The sequence below is a fragment of the [Mycobacterium] fortunisiensis genome, assembly GCF_019050325.1.
GTDB lineage: Bacteria > Actinomycetota > Actinomycetes > Mycobacteriales > Mycobacteriaceae > Mycobacterium > Mycobacterium fortunisiensis.
Map to the genome: position 1 here is coordinate 461,651 of NZ_VOMB01000016.1, position 15,350 is coordinate 477,000.

The 15,350-nt window shown below is 67.1% G+C and carries 18 protein-coding genes; 10 read left to right on the forward strand and 8 right to left on the reverse strand.

Going from position 1 to position 15,350, the window contains the following annotated elements:
- Positions 1-113 precede the first annotated feature (113 nt).
- Positions 114-971: an inositol monophosphatase family protein gene (locus FR943_RS12550; protein WP_217157459.1), complete on the forward strand. Its 858-nt coding sequence runs from the start codon at positions 114-116 to the stop codon at positions 969-971.
- Here the strand turns inward: FR943_RS12550 and cei are convergent.
- On the reverse strand, positions 945-1,595 hold the full coding sequence (gene cei, locus FR943_RS12555; protein ID WP_217157461.1) for an envelope integrity protein Cei: 651 nt from the start codon (positions 1,593-1,595) through the stop codon (positions 945-947). The genes FR943_RS12550 and cei overlap by 27 nt on opposite strands.
- A gap of 165 nt (positions 1,596-1,760) precedes the next feature.
- Between cei and FR943_RS12560 the strand changes: the two genes are divergently transcribed.
- Positions 1,761-2,063 carry a DUF4193 domain-containing protein gene (locus FR943_RS12560; protein ID WP_003880601.1) on the forward strand — a complete coding sequence of 101 codons (303 nt, stop codon included), beginning with the start codon at positions 1,761-1,763 and terminating at the stop codon, positions 2,061-2,063.
- 84 nt (positions 2,064-2,147) lie between these two features.
- Here FR943_RS12560 and FR943_RS12565 read toward each other — a convergent pair whose 3' ends face one another.
- Positions 2,148-2,627, reverse strand: coding sequence for a DUF3093 domain-containing protein (locus FR943_RS12565; protein ID WP_217157463.1), 480 nt, complete (start codon positions 2,625-2,627; stop codon positions 2,148-2,150).
- A 25-nt stretch (positions 2,628-2,652) separates the two neighbouring features.
- Between FR943_RS12565 and dut the strand changes: the two genes are divergently transcribed.
- Both dut and FR943_RS12575 read left to right on the forward strand, forming a co-directional pair.
- Positions 2,653-3,117, forward strand: coding sequence for a dUTP diphosphatase (gene dut / locus FR943_RS12570; RefSeq protein ID WP_217157465.1), 465 nt, complete (start codon positions 2,653-2,655; stop codon positions 3,115-3,117).
- Complete coding sequence (locus FR943_RS12575; RefSeq protein ID WP_372448119.1) at positions 3,114-3,917, forward strand: DUF3710 domain-containing protein; 804 nt, start codon at positions 3,114-3,116, stop codon at positions 3,915-3,917. The genes dut and FR943_RS12575 overlap by 4 nt, the downstream gene beginning before the upstream one ends.
- Before the next feature lie 2 nt (positions 3,918-3,919).
- On the opposite strand, the gene FR943_RS12580 is transcribed toward FR943_RS12575, so the two are convergent.
- On the reverse strand, positions 3,920-4,699 hold the full coding sequence (locus FR943_RS12580) for an alpha/beta fold hydrolase (RefSeq protein ID WP_217157469.1): 780 nt from the start codon (positions 4,697-4,699) through the stop codon (positions 3,920-3,922).
- A 134-nt stretch (positions 4,700-4,833) separates the two neighbouring features.
- Between FR943_RS12580 and FR943_RS12585 the strand changes: the two genes are divergently transcribed.
- Positions 4,834-5,205 (forward strand): OB-fold nucleic acid binding domain-containing protein, encoded by a 372-nt coding sequence (locus FR943_RS12585; protein ID WP_217157471.1) that lies wholly within the window; start codon positions 4,834-4,836, stop codon positions 5,203-5,205.
- 80 nt (positions 5,206-5,285) lie between these two features.
- Positions 5,286-5,888: a DUF3159 domain-containing protein gene (locus tag FR943_RS12590; RefSeq protein WP_308170552.1), complete on the forward strand. Its 603-nt coding sequence runs from the start codon at positions 5,286-5,288 to the stop codon at positions 5,886-5,888.
- Between the two features lie 9 nt (positions 5,889-5,897).
- Here the strand turns inward: FR943_RS12590 and FR943_RS12595 are convergent, their stop codons facing one another.
- Positions 5,898-6,566 carry a potassium channel family protein gene (locus FR943_RS12595; protein ID WP_217157473.1) on the reverse strand — a complete coding sequence of 223 codons (669 nt, stop codon included), beginning with the start codon at positions 6,564-6,566 and terminating at the stop codon, positions 5,898-5,900.
- On the reverse strand, positions 6,563-7,240 hold the full coding sequence (locus FR943_RS12600) for a potassium channel family protein (protein ID WP_217157475.1): 678 nt from the start codon (positions 7,238-7,240) through the stop codon (positions 6,563-6,565). Before FR943_RS12600 ends, FR943_RS12595 begins: the two co-directional genes overlap by 4 nt.
- A 97-nt stretch (positions 7,241-7,337) precedes the next feature.
- Between FR943_RS12600 and FR943_RS12605 the strand changes: the two genes are divergently transcribed.
- From FR943_RS12605 to FR943_RS26665, 3 genes are all read left to right on the forward strand, one after another.
- On the forward strand, positions 7,338-9,344 hold the full coding sequence (locus FR943_RS12605; protein WP_218045554.1) for an APC family permease: 2,007 nt from the start codon (positions 7,338-7,340) through the stop codon (positions 9,342-9,344).
- Positions 9,341-10,552 (forward strand): class I SAM-dependent RNA methyltransferase, encoded by a 1,212-nt coding sequence (locus FR943_RS12610; RefSeq protein ID WP_217157479.1) that lies wholly within the window; start codon positions 9,341-9,343, stop codon positions 10,550-10,552. Before FR943_RS12605 ends, FR943_RS12610 begins: the two co-directional genes overlap by 4 nt.
- Positions 10,553-10,708: 156 nt before the next feature.
- Positions 10,709-10,843 (forward strand): hypothetical protein, encoded by a 135-nt coding sequence (locus tag FR943_RS26665; protein WP_275957450.1) that lies wholly within the window; start codon positions 10,709-10,711, stop codon positions 10,841-10,843.
- A gap of 136 nt (positions 10,844-10,979) precedes the next feature.
- Here the strand turns inward: FR943_RS26665 and FR943_RS12615 are convergent, their stop codons facing one another.
- From FR943_RS12615 to FR943_RS12625, 3 genes are all read right to left on the reverse strand, one after another.
- Positions 10,980-12,071 carry a GGDEF domain-containing protein gene (locus FR943_RS12615; RefSeq protein ID WP_372448120.1) on the reverse strand — a complete coding sequence of 364 codons (1,092 nt, stop codon included), beginning with the start codon at positions 12,069-12,071 and terminating at the stop codon, positions 10,980-10,982.
- 115 nt (positions 12,072-12,186) lie between these two features.
- Positions 12,187-13,476, reverse strand: a complete 1,290-nt coding sequence (locus FR943_RS12620) for an ArsB/NhaD family transporter (protein WP_217157483.1) — start codon at positions 13,474-13,476, stop codon at positions 12,187-12,189.
- Positions 13,477-13,482: 6 nt separating this feature from the next.
- Positions 13,483-13,926 carry a CBS domain-containing protein gene (locus FR943_RS12625; RefSeq protein ID WP_217157484.1) on the reverse strand — a complete coding sequence of 148 codons (444 nt, stop codon included), beginning with the start codon at positions 13,924-13,926 and terminating at the stop codon, positions 13,483-13,485.
- Between the two features lie 125 nt (positions 13,927-14,051).
- Between FR943_RS12625 and nhaA the strand changes: the two genes are divergently transcribed.
- Positions 14,052-15,335, forward strand: a complete 1,284-nt coding sequence (nhaA, locus tag FR943_RS12630) for a Na+/H+ antiporter NhaA (protein WP_217157486.1) — start codon at positions 14,052-14,054, stop codon at positions 15,333-15,335.
- The last annotated feature ends 15 nt before the right edge of the window (positions 15,336-15,350 follow it).

The following is a 15,350-nucleotide window of genomic DNA, read 5'->3' on the forward strand; positions in this document are numbered from 1 at the left end:
GCGGGGCAGTCGGACGAACCAAGGCGCGCTCCCACCCTAGTCGTTACGCCGCGCACCGGGGTTCAACGTTTCGCCGAAGCGACTTTTCGGCCGGAAGATGTTGCGATGGACTCGTGACCGACAACAGATTCGATGCTCCCGCATTGCGGGCGGTGGCCGAGCAACTGGCCGCCGGGGCCGCAGAGTTCGTCGCGCGTCGCCGTGCCGAGGTGTTCGGCACCGCAGCGTGTTCCGGCGGCACCCGGGTACGTGACGATGTGCGCACTGTCAGATCTAAGAGCACTCCGACCGACCCCGTCACGATCGTCGACACCGAAACCGAGCGCTGGCTACGTGAGCAGTTGGCGGTGCTGCGCCCGGGCGAGGCCGTCCTGGGTGAGGAAGAGGGCGGCGAACGTGATGGCCGGCGCGGGGTGAGTTGGGTGCTCGACCCGATCGACGGCACGGTGAACTTCGTCTACGGAATCCCGGCTTATGCGGTGTCGGTGGCCGTGCAGTACGACGGACACTCGGTGGCCGGCGCTGTGGCCGACGTGCCGGCCGGCGACGTGTATTCGGCGGCGCTGGGACAGGGGGCCGAGGTGATCCGGGACGGGGTACGGACCCGGCTGCGGTGCAGCACGGTCGACGACTTGACCATGACCTTGCTGGGCACCGGGTTCGCCTACGACCCCGACCGGCGGGCGCGGCAGGCCGCGGTGCTGGCGACGATGCTGCCGGTGGTGCGCGACGTGCGCCGGATCGGATCCTGTGCACTCGACCTGTGCATGGTGGCCGCCGGTCGGCTGGACGCCTACTACGAGGAGGGCGTGCAGGTCTGGGACTGGGCCGCGGCGGCCCTGATCGCCGCCGAGGCCGGGGCCACGGTGTGGCTGCCGACCGCTACCGGCGCCGAGGCGGTGGGGGCGGCGGCACCCGGTGTCGCCGACGTCTTGCACCGGGCGTTAGCAGATGCCGGTATGGATCTTTGACAGCAGTTCGGGGTCGGACGGTGCGGTGGCGTCGGGCCGGAGGCTGGCCAGTACCGCGTTGATGTTGTCGTTGCTGGTCAGTTCGCTGAACTCGGTGCCCAGCGCCAGGTCGACGCCGGTGTCGGGCCGGTCGTCCTGGTACAGCTCGGTGCACGGCGCGACCAGCCACAGGGCGGCCGCGGCGCCACGCCCGGTCGGGCCGAACCGGATCTGGCCCTGGCACTCCAGGCGCGTGGTGGCGTAGATGGGATCGTTGGCGGCCTCGGGTTGGGCGAAGCCCAGATCGCGCAGCGCACCGGCGATCTCGCCGGCCTGACCGCCCTGGCCGCTGGCGTTGAGCACCCGGATCTTGGTCTCGGCCAGCGGTGCCGGGGTGACCTCGATCATCGCCGAGCGGGCCACCAGCTCGCCCAGCTTGGGAGTTGCCGGGTCGGTGGCCGGCGGCGGGTTGTTGCAGACCGTGGCCTCGTGCACATCGGTGGGCTGGTTGAGCGCGATGATCCACACGATCAGCGTCACCAGCGCGAGCGCGGTGACGAGCACGATGCCGGGGACGAAACTGCGCCGACGGAAGGGGCGACCGTGTCGGTCGAAGGCGGTGCCGTCGGTGATTTGCGCGACCACACATGCACTCTAAGGGCTACCGCGTGCGCTGACGCAGCAGAGCTCAGACGGTAGTGTGATGTAAATCACACTATAACGTGTGGCAATACGGGCACGAATCATTTGGGGAATGCGTTCGACGCTGGTACAAAGCTCTGCTGCAAGGTAAGGGAGGGGACACAGACGATGGCTACCGACTACGACGCCCCGCGACGATCAGAAGCTGACGAAGTTTCCGAGGACTCGCTCGAAGAGCTCAAGGCACGGCGCAACGAGGCGCAATCCGCGGTGGTGGATGTCGACGAATCCGAGACCGCAGAGTCGTTCGAACTGCCGGGCGCAGACCTGTCCGGTGAGGAACTGTCGGTGCGGGTGGTGCCGAAGCAGGCCGACGAGTTCACCTGCTCCAGCTGCTTTCTGGTGCATCACCGCAGCCGGCTGGCGAGCGAGAAGAACGGCGTGATGATCTGCACGGACTGCGCCGCCTGACGCGGCTCAGCCGCGGCGGCCGGATTCGCGGCTCAGCCGCTACGGCCGGATTCGCGGCTCAGCCGCTACGGCCGGATTCGCGGCTCAGCCGCGGAGCGCAGCCAGAACACGATCCGGATGTCGAGAGCTGATCAGCCAGTACGGGGTGGGGTCATCCGGATCATCGAGTACCACCAGGACCATGGGGCCGATCCAGGCCCGGTGCACGACGTAGGCCGCCGGATCGAGTTGGCGGCCCAATGCGGCCGACTTGGCCGATCGCGGGACCTCGGCAGAACGGGAAATGACGCTGGTCGGCAGGTGCGCGTCGCCGATGCACAACTCGGTGTCACCGCCGCCGCGCTGCACCACCTTCACCTCGGTTTTGCTGAACCACGTCAACACCGCGGCCGCCACGCCGAACAGAAGTACGTACGGCAGCCACGCCGGGATGGCCGGCGCCGCCAGTCCGATCTCGAACGCGATCACTCCTGCCAGCACCGCAGCGGGCAGCGACCACCACCACGGCACCCACAGACGTTCCCGATAGCGAACGCTTTGGGTGGTTGCACGCGTGTCCGACACGCGGCTCAGAGTAATCTGTGACGTCGTGTCCAACACTCTGGCGGTCGTCCGATTGGACCGCGAACTACCGATGCCCACCCGGGCGCACGATGGTGATGCGGGCGTAGACCTCTACAGCGCGCAGGATGTCGAACTCGCCCCCGGGCAACGGGCGCTGGTGCCCACCGGAGTGGCCGTGGCCATCCCGCACGGAATGGTGGGGCTGGTGCATCCGCGGTCGGGTCTGGCTGCCCGGGTGGGGCTTTCGATCGTCAACAGCCCGGGCACGATCGACGCCGGCTATCGCGGTGAGATCAAGGTTTCCCTGATCAATCTGGACCCCGACACGCCGATCGTGGTCAACCGTGGCGACCGGATTGCCCAGTTGTTGGTACAGCGGGTAGAACTGCCCGAGTTGGTCGAGGTGACCTCGTTCGACGAGGCCGGCCTGGCTGACACCTCCCGTGGCGACGGTGGCCACGGTTCCTCCGGCGGACATGCGAGTTTGTGATGGCATTCGGAAAACGTAAGAACGACAAGGCAGACCAGACCGACGACGAGCTGGTCGAACCGTCGGCGCCGGCAGATGCGGCGGCGGTGCTCGACGAGCCCCGGGACGACGACGGGGATTTCGACGGCCCGTTCGATGTCGAGGACTTCGACGACCCGGCGGTGGCGGCCCAGGGGCGGCTCGATCTCGGTTCCGTACTGATCCCCATGCCCGACGGCGGGCAGGTGCAGGTCGAGCTCAACGAGGCCGGGGCGCCCAGCGCGGTCTGGGTGATGACGCCCAACGGCCGGTTCACCGTCGCCGCGTACGCCGCTCCCAAGAGCGCGGGCCTGTGGCGCGAGGTGGCCGGCGAGCTGGCCGAGTCGCTGCGCAAGGACGCCGGCTCGGTCAGCATCCAGGACGGTCCGTGGGGCCGTGAGGTGGTCGGGGTGGGCAACGGCGGCGTCGTGCGCTTCATCGGTGTCGACGGTTACCGCTGGATGGTGCGCTGTGTGGTCAACGGCGCCCCGGAAACCATCGACGCGTTGGCCGATGAGGCACGGGCCGCACTGGCTGACAGCGTGATTCGCCGCGGTGACACCCCGCTGCCGGTGCGGACGCCGCTACCGGTGCAGCTGCCCGAGCCGATGGCGGCTCAACTGCAGCAGGCGGCGCAGCAGGCCGCGATGCAGCAGGCGGCGCAGCAGCTCGCCGCGGCCGCCCAGGCCTTGCCGCAGGACCAGCCGCCGGCCGAACCGGCGGCCCGCCGCAGCGTCCAGGGCTCGGCGATGCAGCAGCTGCGCACCATCACCGGCGGCTGAGTTCAGCCCGCTTGGTTGTCACTGGCGGCCCTGTCACTGGCGGCCCTGTCACTGGTGGCACTGTCACTGGTGGCACTGTCGCCGGTCGCTTCGGCCAGCGCCGCCACGCACGCCGCCCCGAGGACACCGGTGTCCAGACCCATCTGCTCGAGGGTGACCGACCGCAGCGCCGCCTGTGGTGCCGCGGCCACCCATTCGTAGCCGACCTCGGCCGGATGCACAGGGTCGTCGGTAGCCACCGCGACACCCATGGGGACCCGCAGCCCTTCGAGTTCGGCGCCCTCGGGCGCCCGGTAGCCGGCGGCCTCTTCCATCGCATCCGGCAGGTCCGGCCACAGGCCCACCCAGGAGCGGGCCAATTCGTCGGCCAGCCACGGCGGGCTCGAGGCGCGCATCTGCGCGACGGTGGCCGCGAGGCCGTCGCGACGCAACGACTCGGCTGATTGCCGGGCCAACAGCGCGGCGGGCGCGTGCTGCGACGAACCGGTCCACGGCGGGAGCGCAGCCAGCACCGCCACCGCGCGGCTGGGATGGTCGAGGGCCCACCTGGCGGCCACAACGGCGCCGATGGACACCCCACCGACCGCGATGGGGCCGGACCGGGCAGCCTCGTCGAGGGCGTGCAGATAGCCCTTGACGAGCTTCTCCGGCGTCGGCGGCGGGGTCACAACGAGCGCGCCCGCGTCGTGCAGCGCAGCGGAGAAGGCCCGGTAGACATAGTTGTCATCGGAGCCGGTACCGGGCAGCAGAACGGTTGGGACACCGCGCAGGATGACGTTCATCACACGATCGTGCCTGCCTCGTCAAATCGTCGGCGTGGCGCCCCGCACCCCACGTGGCATTCGCCGAACAAGAGGTCTACCGTGGCCTTGGTTGGGCGGATTCACAGAGGATCCGCAGAAGGTCAGGAGAGGCCATGGCTACGGCCGAAGGGTATCTGCGCCGGCTAACGCGACGCCTGACGGAAGACCCCGAACAGCTGGATGTTGAAGAGCTCAGCGACGACGCGGCCAACACCGGCGCGCTGAAGGCGATCGACGCTCAACGCGGTCAAGAAGTGACCATGGTGGGCACCCTGCGCAGTGTCGAATGTAACGGCAAGGGGTGTTCCGGCGGCGTCAAGGCCGAGCTTTTCGACGGCACCGACACGGTGCAGCTGGTGTGGTTGGGGCAGCGCCGCATCCCGGGTATCGAATCGGGCCGCACCCTGCGGGTGCACGGTCGCGTCGGCAAGCTGGAGAACGGCGCCAAGGCGATCTACAACCCCCACTACGAAATTCAGAAGTGAGCCAGGCCGAAAACAACACCGGCGACGCACCTGCGCCCTCCGAGAGTGAACCGGCACCGGCCCGTGGCGGAGGACGCGCGGTGCTCGACCAGATGGGCGGCGCCAGCGGCCTGATCTATTCGTCGCTGCCGGTCGTGGTGTTCGTCCCGGTGTCCACGATGTTCGGGCTGATGCCGGCGATCGCGTCCGCGCTCGCGGTGGCAACCCTGATCCTGATCTGGCGGTTGGTGCGCCGCGATTCGGTGCAACCGGCGGTGTCGGGTTTTTTCGCCGTCGGGGTGAGCGCGCTCATCGCGTATCTGGTGGGGGAGTCGAAAGGCTACTTCCTCCTTGGTATCTGGAGCTCGCTGTTGTATGCCGTGCTATTTGGTGTCTCGGTGATCATCCGGCGCCCGGTGGTCGGTTACATCTGGGGCTGGGTGAACACCCACGACCGGGCCTGGCGTGACGTCCGCAAGGCGGTGCTGGCCTTCGATGTGGCCACGCTGACCTGGGTGGCGGTGTTCGCGTCGCGGTTCCTGGTCCAGCAGTACCTGTACGACTCGGACCAGACCGGTTGGCTGGGCGTCGCGCGCATCGCGATGGGCTGGCCGCTGACCGCCGTTGCCGCGCTCGTGACCTACCTGGCCATCCGCGCCGCGCAGCGTGCCGTGCACGCCCAGGAGGCGGCCCCGGCCCAGTGAGCCGGGCGGCTACCGTGGCGCCGGTCGCAGTAGCACCTCGCGCAGGTCGTCCTCGGATTCGGTGACGGCGACGAACAGCAGTTCGTCCCCGCCCTCCAGGGGCTCATCGGATTCGGGCACGATCACCCGGGCCCCGCGCAGGATCGTCACCAGGGCGGTGTCGCGGGGCAGATCCAGGCGCTTGACCGGCTTGCCGCCCCACGGGGTGTCGTCGGGCAGGGTGATCTCGACCAGATTGGCCTGTCCCTTGCGGAATTCCATCAGCCGCACCAGGTCTCCGACCGCGACGGCTTCCTCGACGAGGGAGGCCAGCATGCGCGGTGTCGACACGGCCACGTCGACGCCCCAGTTCTCGTCGAACAGCCACTCGTTGCGCGGGTCGTTGACGCGGGCCACCACCCGCGGAACCGCGAACTCGGTTTTGGCGAGCAGGCTGACCACCACGTTGACCTTGTCGTCCCCGGTGGCCGCGATCACCACGTCGAATTCCTCGAGCTTGACCGACTCCATCACGGTGAGCTCGCAGGCATCCCCGAGGACCCAGTGTGCGGCCGGGATGACGTCGACGTCGATGTGATCCGGGTTGCGTTCCAGCAGGGTCACGTCGTGGTTGCTCTCCAGCAACTCGCGGGCGATGGAGCGGCCTACCGCGCCGGCCCCGGCGATGGCGACTTTCATCGGTCGGACTCCAAGTCCTCGCTCGGCGGTAGCGCCGCGATGGCCAGCGCCTCGGCGATGTGCCCGGACACGGCCGCCGCGTAGACCTGGTCACCGGCCTGGATGACGGTCTTGGCATCGGGCAGATAGCCGCCGCCGAACCGGATGATGAAGGCCACTCGGCCGCCGGTGGCCGCTTCGAGGTCGGTGACCAGGTGTCCGGCCCAGTCCTGGTGCAGTGGGAGTTCGGCGACGCCGACGTTGCCCGAGGGGTCGCGCCACTTGGTGGTCTCGGTTTCTCTGGTCAGCACATTGAGCAGGCGGTCGGTGGTCCACGGCACGGTCGCGACGGTGGGGATACCCAGTCGCTCGTACACCGCGGCGCGCTTGGCGTCGTAGATGCGGGCCACCACGCGTTCGACGCCGAAGGTCTCGCGGGCCACCCGAGCCGAGATGATGTTCGAGTTGTCGCCCGAGGACACCGCGGCGAACGCGCCGGCCTCCTCGATCCCGGCGCGCAGCAGCACATCGCGGTCGAAGCCCATGCCGAGCACCCGTTCACCGGAGAATTCCGGAGGCAAGCGGTGGAAAGCGGTGCTGTCCCGGTCGATGACGGCGACTTCGTGGCCGATCCGGGCCAGGCTGTCCGCCAGCGACGCGCCCACTCGACCGCACCCCATGACGACTACACGCACCCGACGTTCCTTTCCGGTGGCAGAAAAGCGGTGTTGCTCTATCCGTGCACCCGGAACGCTACAGCTTTGTGACGGCTTTCTGGCTTCGGGCATAGTCTTGGCTCTCGTGTCCAAGCTTTCGACGGCAGCGCGCCGGTTGGTTCTGGGGCGGCCGTTTCGCAGCGACAAGCTCTCGCACACCCTGTTGCCCAAGCGGATCGCCCTGCCGGTGTTCGCGTCCGATGCGTTGTCGTCGGTGGCCTATGCGCCGGAGGAAATCTTTCTGGTGCTGTCGGTGGCCGGGCTGACGGCCTATTCGATGACACCGTGGATCGGTCTGGCAGTGGCCGCGGTGATGCTGATCGTGATCGCCAGTTACCGCCAGAACGTGCACGCGTATCCCTCTGGCGGTGGCGACTACGAGGTGGTGACCACCAATCTGGGTCCGTCGGCCGGTCTCACGGTGGCCAGCGCACTGCTGGTGGATTACGTGCTGACGGTGGCGGTTTCCATGTCGTCGGCGATGTCGAACATCGGTTCGGCGGTTCCCTTCGTCGCCCACCACAAGGTGCTGTTCGCGGTGGTGGCGATCCTGTTGCTGGCCGCGATGAACCTGCGTGGGCTGAGGGAGTCGGGCCGGGCGTTCGCCGTACCCACCTACGCGTTCATGATCGGCATGTATCTCATGCTGGGCTGGGGACTGTTCCAGATCTACGTGCTGGACCGTCCGTTGCGGGCCGAGTCGGCCGGGTTCGAGATGCATCCCGAACACGGCCAGGTGCTCGGCTTCGCGCTGGTGTTCCTGGTGGCCCGGGCCTTCTCCTCGGGTTCGGCCGCACTCACCGGTGTCGAGGCGATCAGCAACGGTGTGCCGGCGTTCCGGAAACCCAAGTCGCGTAACGCCGCAACCACCCTGCTGCTGGTCGGGTTGATCTCGGTGTCGCTGCTGATGGGGGTCATCCTGCTGGCCAAGGCGACGGGTGTGCAGATCGCCGAACGTCCACACGAGCAGTTGATCGGGGCACCACCGGATTACCACCAGAAGACCCTGATCGCCCAGATCGCCGATGCGGTGTTCCATGACTTCCCGGTGGGCCTCTACCTGATCGCCGGTGTCGCCGCGCTGATCCTGATGCTGGCCGCCAACACCGCGTTCAACGGCTTCCCGGTACTGGGTTCGATTCTGGCCCAGGACCGTTACCTGCCGCGGCAGCTGCACACCCGGGGTGACCGACTGGCGTTCTCCAACGGCATCCTGTTCCTGGCTTTCGCCGCGATGGCGTTTGTGGTGGCGTTCCGCGCCGAGGTGACCGCGCTGATCCAGCTCTATATCGTCGGCGTGTTCGTGTCGTTCACGTTGAGCCAGATCGGGATGGTCCGGCACTGGACCCGGTTGTTGCGTACCGAAACCGAGCCGGCGGTGCGGCAGCGCATGATGCGTTCGCGCGTCATCAACGCGGTCGGGTTGACCGCGACCGGCACCGTGCTGGTGGTCGTGGTGGTGACCAAGTTCGTCGCCGGCGCCTGGATCGCGATCCTGGCGATGGGCGCCCTGTTCGTGCTGATGAAGCTCATCCACCGGCACTACGAGACGGTGGCCCGCGAGCTGGAGAAGGAGGACGCACAAGAGGGCGACATCGTGTTGCCCAGCCGCAACCACGCGGTCGTGCTGGTCTCGAAACTCCATCTGCCGACGAAGCGGGCGATCGCCTACGCCCGCGCCACCCGACCCGACGTGCTGGAGGCGATCACGGTCAGCGTCGACGACGCGGAGACCCGCGCCCTGGTGCACCGGTGGGAGGAGAGCGACGTCAGCGTGCCGCTGAAGGTGATCGCCTCGCCCTACCGTGAGATCACCCGGCCGGTACTGGATTACGTCAAACGGGTCACCAAGGAATCACCGCGGACCGTGGTGACGGTGTTCATCCCCGAATACGTCGTGGGGCACTGGTGGGAGCAGGTGCTGCACAACCAGAGCGCGTTGCGGCTCAAGGGCAGATTGCTGTTCATGCCCAATGTGATGGTGACATCGGTTCCGTGGCAGTTGAATTCGTCGGAGCGGGTGCAGATGACCCTGCCGCCGGGTTCGGCACCCGGGGACGCGCGGCGGGGTTTCCTGGAATGAGCGATCTGACGCTGACCCTGACCACAGGCCCGGCGGCCAACGGCGGCAGTTGCGTGGCCCGCCACGACGGCCGGGTGGTGTTCGTCCGCTACGCCCTGCCCGGCGAAACGGTGCGGGCCACGGTGCGCGATCAACGCGGTTCGTATTGGCACGCCGAGGCGGTGGAGATCATCGAGGCAGCTGGGGACCGGATCGATCCGCTGTGCCCGATCGCCGGGGCGGATGGGGCCGGGTGCTGTGATCTGGCGTTCGCCGAGCCCCACGCGGCCCGCCGCCTCAAGGGTTCGGTGGTGGCCAATCAGCTGGCCCGGCTGGGTGGCTTCACGTGGCGCGACGAGGCGACGGCGGTGGCAGAACCGGTAGGCGACGGGGCGGCCCTGGGCTGGCGGACCCGGGTGCGGCTGGACACCACCGCCGACGGCCGTGCCGGATTCCACCGCTATCACAGCGCCGATCTGGTCACCGAGCTCGACTGCGGGCAGCTCCCCGCCGAGGTGACCGACGGGCTGGCGGCGATGCGGTGGACCCCGGGCGCACAGGTGCATGTGGTGCTGGACTCCGACGGTCGTCGCCACATCGTGCAATCCGGGCCCAAGACCGGTCGCGGGGCTGCCCGCCGGAACGCCACCCGCGCCGTGGAGGGGCAGTACGAAGCGGTCCAGCGCATCGGCACCCGCGAGTGGCTGCTGCCGGTGACGGCGTTCTGGCAGGCCCACCGGGACGCGGCGGCGGTCTACAGCCGGCTGGTCGCCGAGTGGGCCGGGTTGCAGCCGGGCATGACGGCATGGGATCTCTACGGCGGTGCCGGTGTCTTCGCCGCGGCACTGGCCGAGCAGGTCGGGCCCGGTGGGCGGGTGCTGACCGTCGACACCTCCCGCGCGGCGTCACGCGCTGCCCGCGCCGCACTGGCTGACCTGCAGTGGGTTTCGGTGGTCACCGACTCGGTGCGGCGCGCCCTGTCGGCCGAGTCCGGACGTCCCGACGTGGCGGTGCTCGACCCGCCGCGCACCGGTGCCGGCCGGGACGTGGTCGACGCGGTGGCGGCCGCCGACGTGCCGAGGATCATCCACATCGGTTGCGAGGCGGCGTCGTTCGCCCGTGATGTGGGGTTGTACCTGCGCCACGGCTATCAGGTGGAGGATCTGCGGGTGTTCGACTCGTTCCCCCTGACCCACCATGTGGAGTGCGTCGCGGTCCTCACTCGCTGAGGCCCCCCGGACGCCGTGTCCGACCCCGGAAAAACGCGGAAAAACGCGGAAACGCACTGGAATGTGCGGAAAAAAGGGCGGACTGGATTTTGTTTTTTTCTCGGGTATGGTCGGGTCCAACGTTGGTTTTCACCGAATTCCGGGAAGGGAGCAACGATGGCTGATAAATCTCACGGCCGGGCCATGAAAAAGTCGGCGACGACGCTCAAGGAGCGGCGGGCTGCGAAGCGCGAGAAGGAACTTGAGTCGAAGGCGATGAATCCCCGGCGCAAGCGCGTGGACCGGGGCTAGTTACTCGGCTTACTCGGCGCGTACTCGGCGACCCCTGTTTTGTTCGTCATTTCCACCCCCAATTTATTGTGGTGGAAATTCCGAGAATTTCGCTGCGTTACTTCGTCGAACTGTCATTCCGGGAACGGCTGGATATTTATTCTTGGCCGTCGGGCCCCATTGTCGGGGTGGGGAAGTGCGCGTAGGTCGTGCGGTTGCCGCCCTGGGCCCTGGACTGTTTCATCGCGGTGTCGGCCAGCGTCACCAGACCGTCGATGATCTGTTCGGTGGGCAGTGCAGTCAGTGGCCGCAGCGGGCTGCAGGCGGTACCGATACTGGCGGTCAGCCGCATCGGGGTGGTGGTGATCGCCATCCGGATGCGGTTGACCAGCGGTGAGGGATCGTTGGCCTTGAACACGTCGGCGATCAGGAATTCGCTGTCGGAGATGTGGGCCAACGGAACCTTGTGACGGACGGTCTCGCGGATCGCCTGCGCCACGGCCACCCGGGCGTGCAGCGTGCTGTGGCTGCCGTCCATATCGCTCAGCAGTGCCATGTCGTCGATCCCGACCGCCACCACCACCAGGTACTGGTCGTCGTGGCGGCTGTGAGAGCCCAGCATAGTGGCGGTGTGCATGTCGAACGCCTCCCGGTTGAGCAGACCGGTCAGCGGGTCGATCTCGCGGGGGTGCAGGAGGTGGTCGGGTTCGATCAGCTCGACGGCGATCCGGCACAGCGCCGAGGTGGTCAGGATCACCGCCAGGGCGACGACGGCGCCCGAGATCGCGAGCCAGACGTCGGTCTGAGCCACCCGCACCGCAAGGAAGGCCACCGTCGCGACCGCGGCCGCCCAGGTCAGATACAGCACGCGCTGGCTGTGCAGGAAGGCGGTGTAGGCGGTGATCAGGCTCAGCCCCGCCGAACCCAACAGGCCGATCTGCGGGTCCACCAGCAGAACACAGGTCCCTGCGATACCTGCCGTGCCGATGGACACGACGATCCACGACTGGGTGCGGCTGGGCCACTGCCGGCGCCACCACCACTGCGCCATGATCAGGCCGCCGACCGTGATGGCCACCGCGACGTACCGCAGCGCGCCACCCGGCCCCGCCGGGCTGGCCAGCATCAGTAGCGGGATCAGGCTCAGCCCGATGATGGTGGTGCCCACGGTGCGCTGCATCCGGGCGCGCTTGCCCTGGGCCGCGAGCAGGGCGGTACGCGCGTAGTACTGATCGAATGGACTCAACACGCACCCCGGGTCATCGGCTTCGGATCCACCCTACGTAATCACATGCCGGCGCAGGTCCGGGTTCGGCAATCGGACCTCGAGCGGACGGAGTTCGGTGCTTGAGCGAGTTGGACGCTCAGCCGAACACGAAGTAGCGCAGCCACAGGTAGAGCGCCGAGAGAATCACCGACAGTGCGGTCACCAACGCTCCCTTTCGGGTGAATTCCCAGAACGAGATCGGGGTTCCTGCGCGGTCGGCGATGCCGAGCATGACGACATTGGCGCTGGCGCCGATGGCGGTGAGGTTCCCCCCGAAGTCGGCGCCCAGTGCCAAGGCCCACCATAGGGCATCAGGGTGAGTCAAATCCGGCATCGAGGCGACAAGCTGAGCCACGATCGGTGCCATGGTCGCCACGTAGGGGATGTTGTCGATGATGCCCGACAGCGGCGCCGAGAGCCCGAGGATGAGCATGACCGTGAGGAGCGCGTTCCCTCCGGTTGCCTCGGTGGCCGCCCGTGCTAATGCGTCGACGGTGCCGGTCTTGACCAGCGCCCCGATCATCACGAACAGACCGGCGAAGAACAGCAGGGTTTCCCATTCCACGCCGGACAGATAGTCCGACCGTCCGAGTCCCGAGATCACGATGAGTATGCCGGCGCCGACGAGGGCCACCACCGCTGGGGCAACGTGAATCACCGAGTGCAGGATGAACCCCGCGAACACCAGACTGAGCACGACACCGCACTTGATCAGCAAGGCAGAGTCACGGATGGCCTCACGCTCCTGCAAGGCCATGACGTCGGCCACCCTGTGCGCCTCGACTCTGAACGAGCCCCGAAACAGTTGCGGCAGAATCGCGATGAATGCGACGGTCACGATGATCACGATCGGCGTCATGTGAACCAGAAAGTCGTTGAAGCTCAGATTGCCGCGGCTACCGATGATGATGTTGGGTGGGTCGCCGACGAGTGTCGCAGCGCCACCGATGTTGGACGCGAACACTTCTGCCATCAGGAATGGAACCGCGTTGATGGCCAGTCGGTCGCAGACCAGCAACGTGACCGGTGCGATCAGTAGCACGGTGGTGACGTTGTCCAGTAGCGCCGAGGCCAGCGCTGTGACCAACACCAGCAGGATCATGATTCGCAGCGGTGAACCCTTGGCCCGCTTGGCCGCCCAGATGGCGACGTATTCGAACACGCCGGTCTGGCGCAGCACACTGACGATGATCATCATGCCGAACAACAGGAAGATGACATCCCAGTCGATGCCGGTTTCGTGGGAGAAGAACGCATCTTCGTCCTCGACCACTCCGAACACCAACACCACCGCAGCACCACCGAGCGCGACCTTGGTCTTGTTGACCCGATCGCTGGCGATCAATACGTAGGCGATGACGAAGACGCCGATCGCGAATGCGGCCATCAAGGATCAGTGCCCCAGCGCGGCTTCGAGCAGCCGGGATGCCGTGATCACCCCGCGCATTTTCCCGTCTTTGAGGACGGCGACCAGCGGGCTTCGCAGTTTCGCCATCAGCGCGGCAACTTCGATGATGGTGTCGTCGGCGCGCGCGGAGGGGACATCGATCAGATGCTTGGGCAGCACCTCCCGCACCGTTTTGCCACGTAACTTCTCGGCGGTCCGATCGGCCATGGATTCGTCGAGTACGCCGGCCAGCGCCGGATCGTCCAGAACGTACTGCGGAATGATGAACCGGACTACTTCTGCGGCCGGAAGGACTGCGTGGGGCAGCCCAGACTCATCTGTCACCACGATGCCGGGTAGCCGGTGCTCGGCCAACATGTGGGCGGCGTCGAGCGCATCTGCCTCGGCGGAGACCACCGGGAATTCCTCAGCGATGTCCTCTGCTTGCACTCCAGTACCATACGACCCCGACGCGTCCCGACGCGTCCGCGGGCCGCTGTGCTGCTAGCGTTGGTGCCTGGTGTGCCGGGAAGCCTGGTCGGCGCCATTTTGTGCTGACCAGGGGAGATGTGTCGATGAATGCCGAACGTGACCGGCGCCTGCTTTCTCGTGGCTCTTGGCTGGAATGGCAACGGGTTTCGCAGTTGTTGCGTGCCGAGACCGTGGGCGGCGCGCTGTTGCTGATCTCTGCGGCGACCGCTCTGGCTTGGGCCAACTCTCCTTGGTCACAGAGCTACCACGACCTGTCGACGCTATTGATCGGCCCCGAATCGTTGCACGTGAACCTGAGCGTGTCGGACTGGGCCGCCGACGGTCTGTTGGCGATCTTCTTCTTCGTCGTCGGCGTGGAACTCAAGCGGGAGTTCGTCGCGGGAGATCTGCGGGACCCAGCCCGTGCTGCCCTCCCTATCGCGGCCGCCGTCGGCGGCATGGTGGTGCCCGCGGTGATCTTCCTCGCGATCAATCTGTCCACGGGCCATCCGGAAAACATCGGCGGGTGGGCCGTGCCGATCGCCACCGACATCGCGTTTGCGTTGGCCGTGCTGGCGGTCCTGGCCACGCACCTTCCGTCGGCGCTGCGCATTTTCTTGCTGACGCTGGCGGTCGTCGACGATCTGCTGGCGATCGTGGTCATCGCGATCTTCTACACCGACCATCTGCAACCGATACCGTTGCTGTTGGCGTTGATCCCGATCGGGTTGTATGGCGTGGCCGTGCAGCGGGGTATGCGGCAGGAGTGGGTCTTGTTGCCGTTGGCCGTGCTGGCTTGGGGGCTGATGCATGCCAGCGGGGTGCACGCCACGGTGGCCGGGGTGCTGCTCGGGTTCACGGTGCCAGTGTTGGGGCGACACGCCGGCGCCGACTATTTCGAGCATCGGGTGCGACCGCTGTCGGCCGGCGTCGCGGTGCCGACGTTCGCGTTTTTCGCCGCCGGTGTCACGGTTGGTGGCTTGTCCGGATTCGCCGATGCACTGAGTGATCCGCTGACCATCGGGGTAATCGCCGGCCTGGTACTCGGCAAACCCATCGGCGTGTTCGGAACCACCTATCTGCTGGCCAAGTTCACCAGAGCGAATCTCGATGACGACCTGGCCTGGCGTGACGTTTTCGGCGTGGCCATGCTTGCCGGCATCGGGTTCACCGTGTCGTTGCTGATCGGCGAACTCGCCTTCCACGATGACGGACCTGCCACCGACGACGTCAAGATCGCCGTGCTCGCCGGGTCGGTGATCGCTGGACTGCTCGCCTCTGTGGTCCTGGTGTCGCGCAATGCCGTTTATCGCCGGATCCACCGGTTGGAAACCCTCGACACCGACCACGATGGCGTACCCGACGTCTATCAACCTCGTCAGGATTGATTGAGTGTGCGTGCG

Coding starts and splice junctions, on each gene's coding strand:
- FR943_RS12580 (WP_217157469.1), bottom strand. CDS start 4,699: ATGAACGTCATCCTGCGCGGTGTCCCAACCGTTCTGCTGCCCGGTACC.
- FR943_RS12585 (WP_217157471.1), top strand. CDS start 4,834: ATGGCTACGGCCGAAGGGTATCTGCGCCGGCTAACGCGACGCCTGACG.
- FR943_RS12620 (WP_217157483.1), bottom strand. CDS start 13,476: ATGGCCGCATTCGCGATCGGCGTCTTCGTCATCGCCTACGTATTGATC.
- FR943_RS12610 (WP_217157479.1), top strand. CDS start 9,341: ATGAGCGATCTGACGCTGACCCTGACCACAGGCCCGGCGGCCAACGGC.
- nhaA (WP_217157486.1), top strand. CDS start 14,052: ATGAATGCCGAACGTGACCGGCGCCTGCTTTCTCGTGGCTCTTGGCTG.
- FR943_RS12560 (WP_003880601.1), top strand. CDS start 1,761: ATGGCTACCGACTACGACGCCCCGCGACGATCAGAAGCTGACGAAGTT.
- FR943_RS26665 (WP_275957450.1), top strand. CDS start 10,709: ATGGCTGATAAATCTCACGGCCGGGCCATGAAAAAGTCGGCGACGACG.
- FR943_RS12595 (WP_217157473.1), bottom strand. CDS start 6,566: ATGAAAGTCGCCATCGCCGGGGCCGGCGCGGTAGGCCGCTCCATCGCC.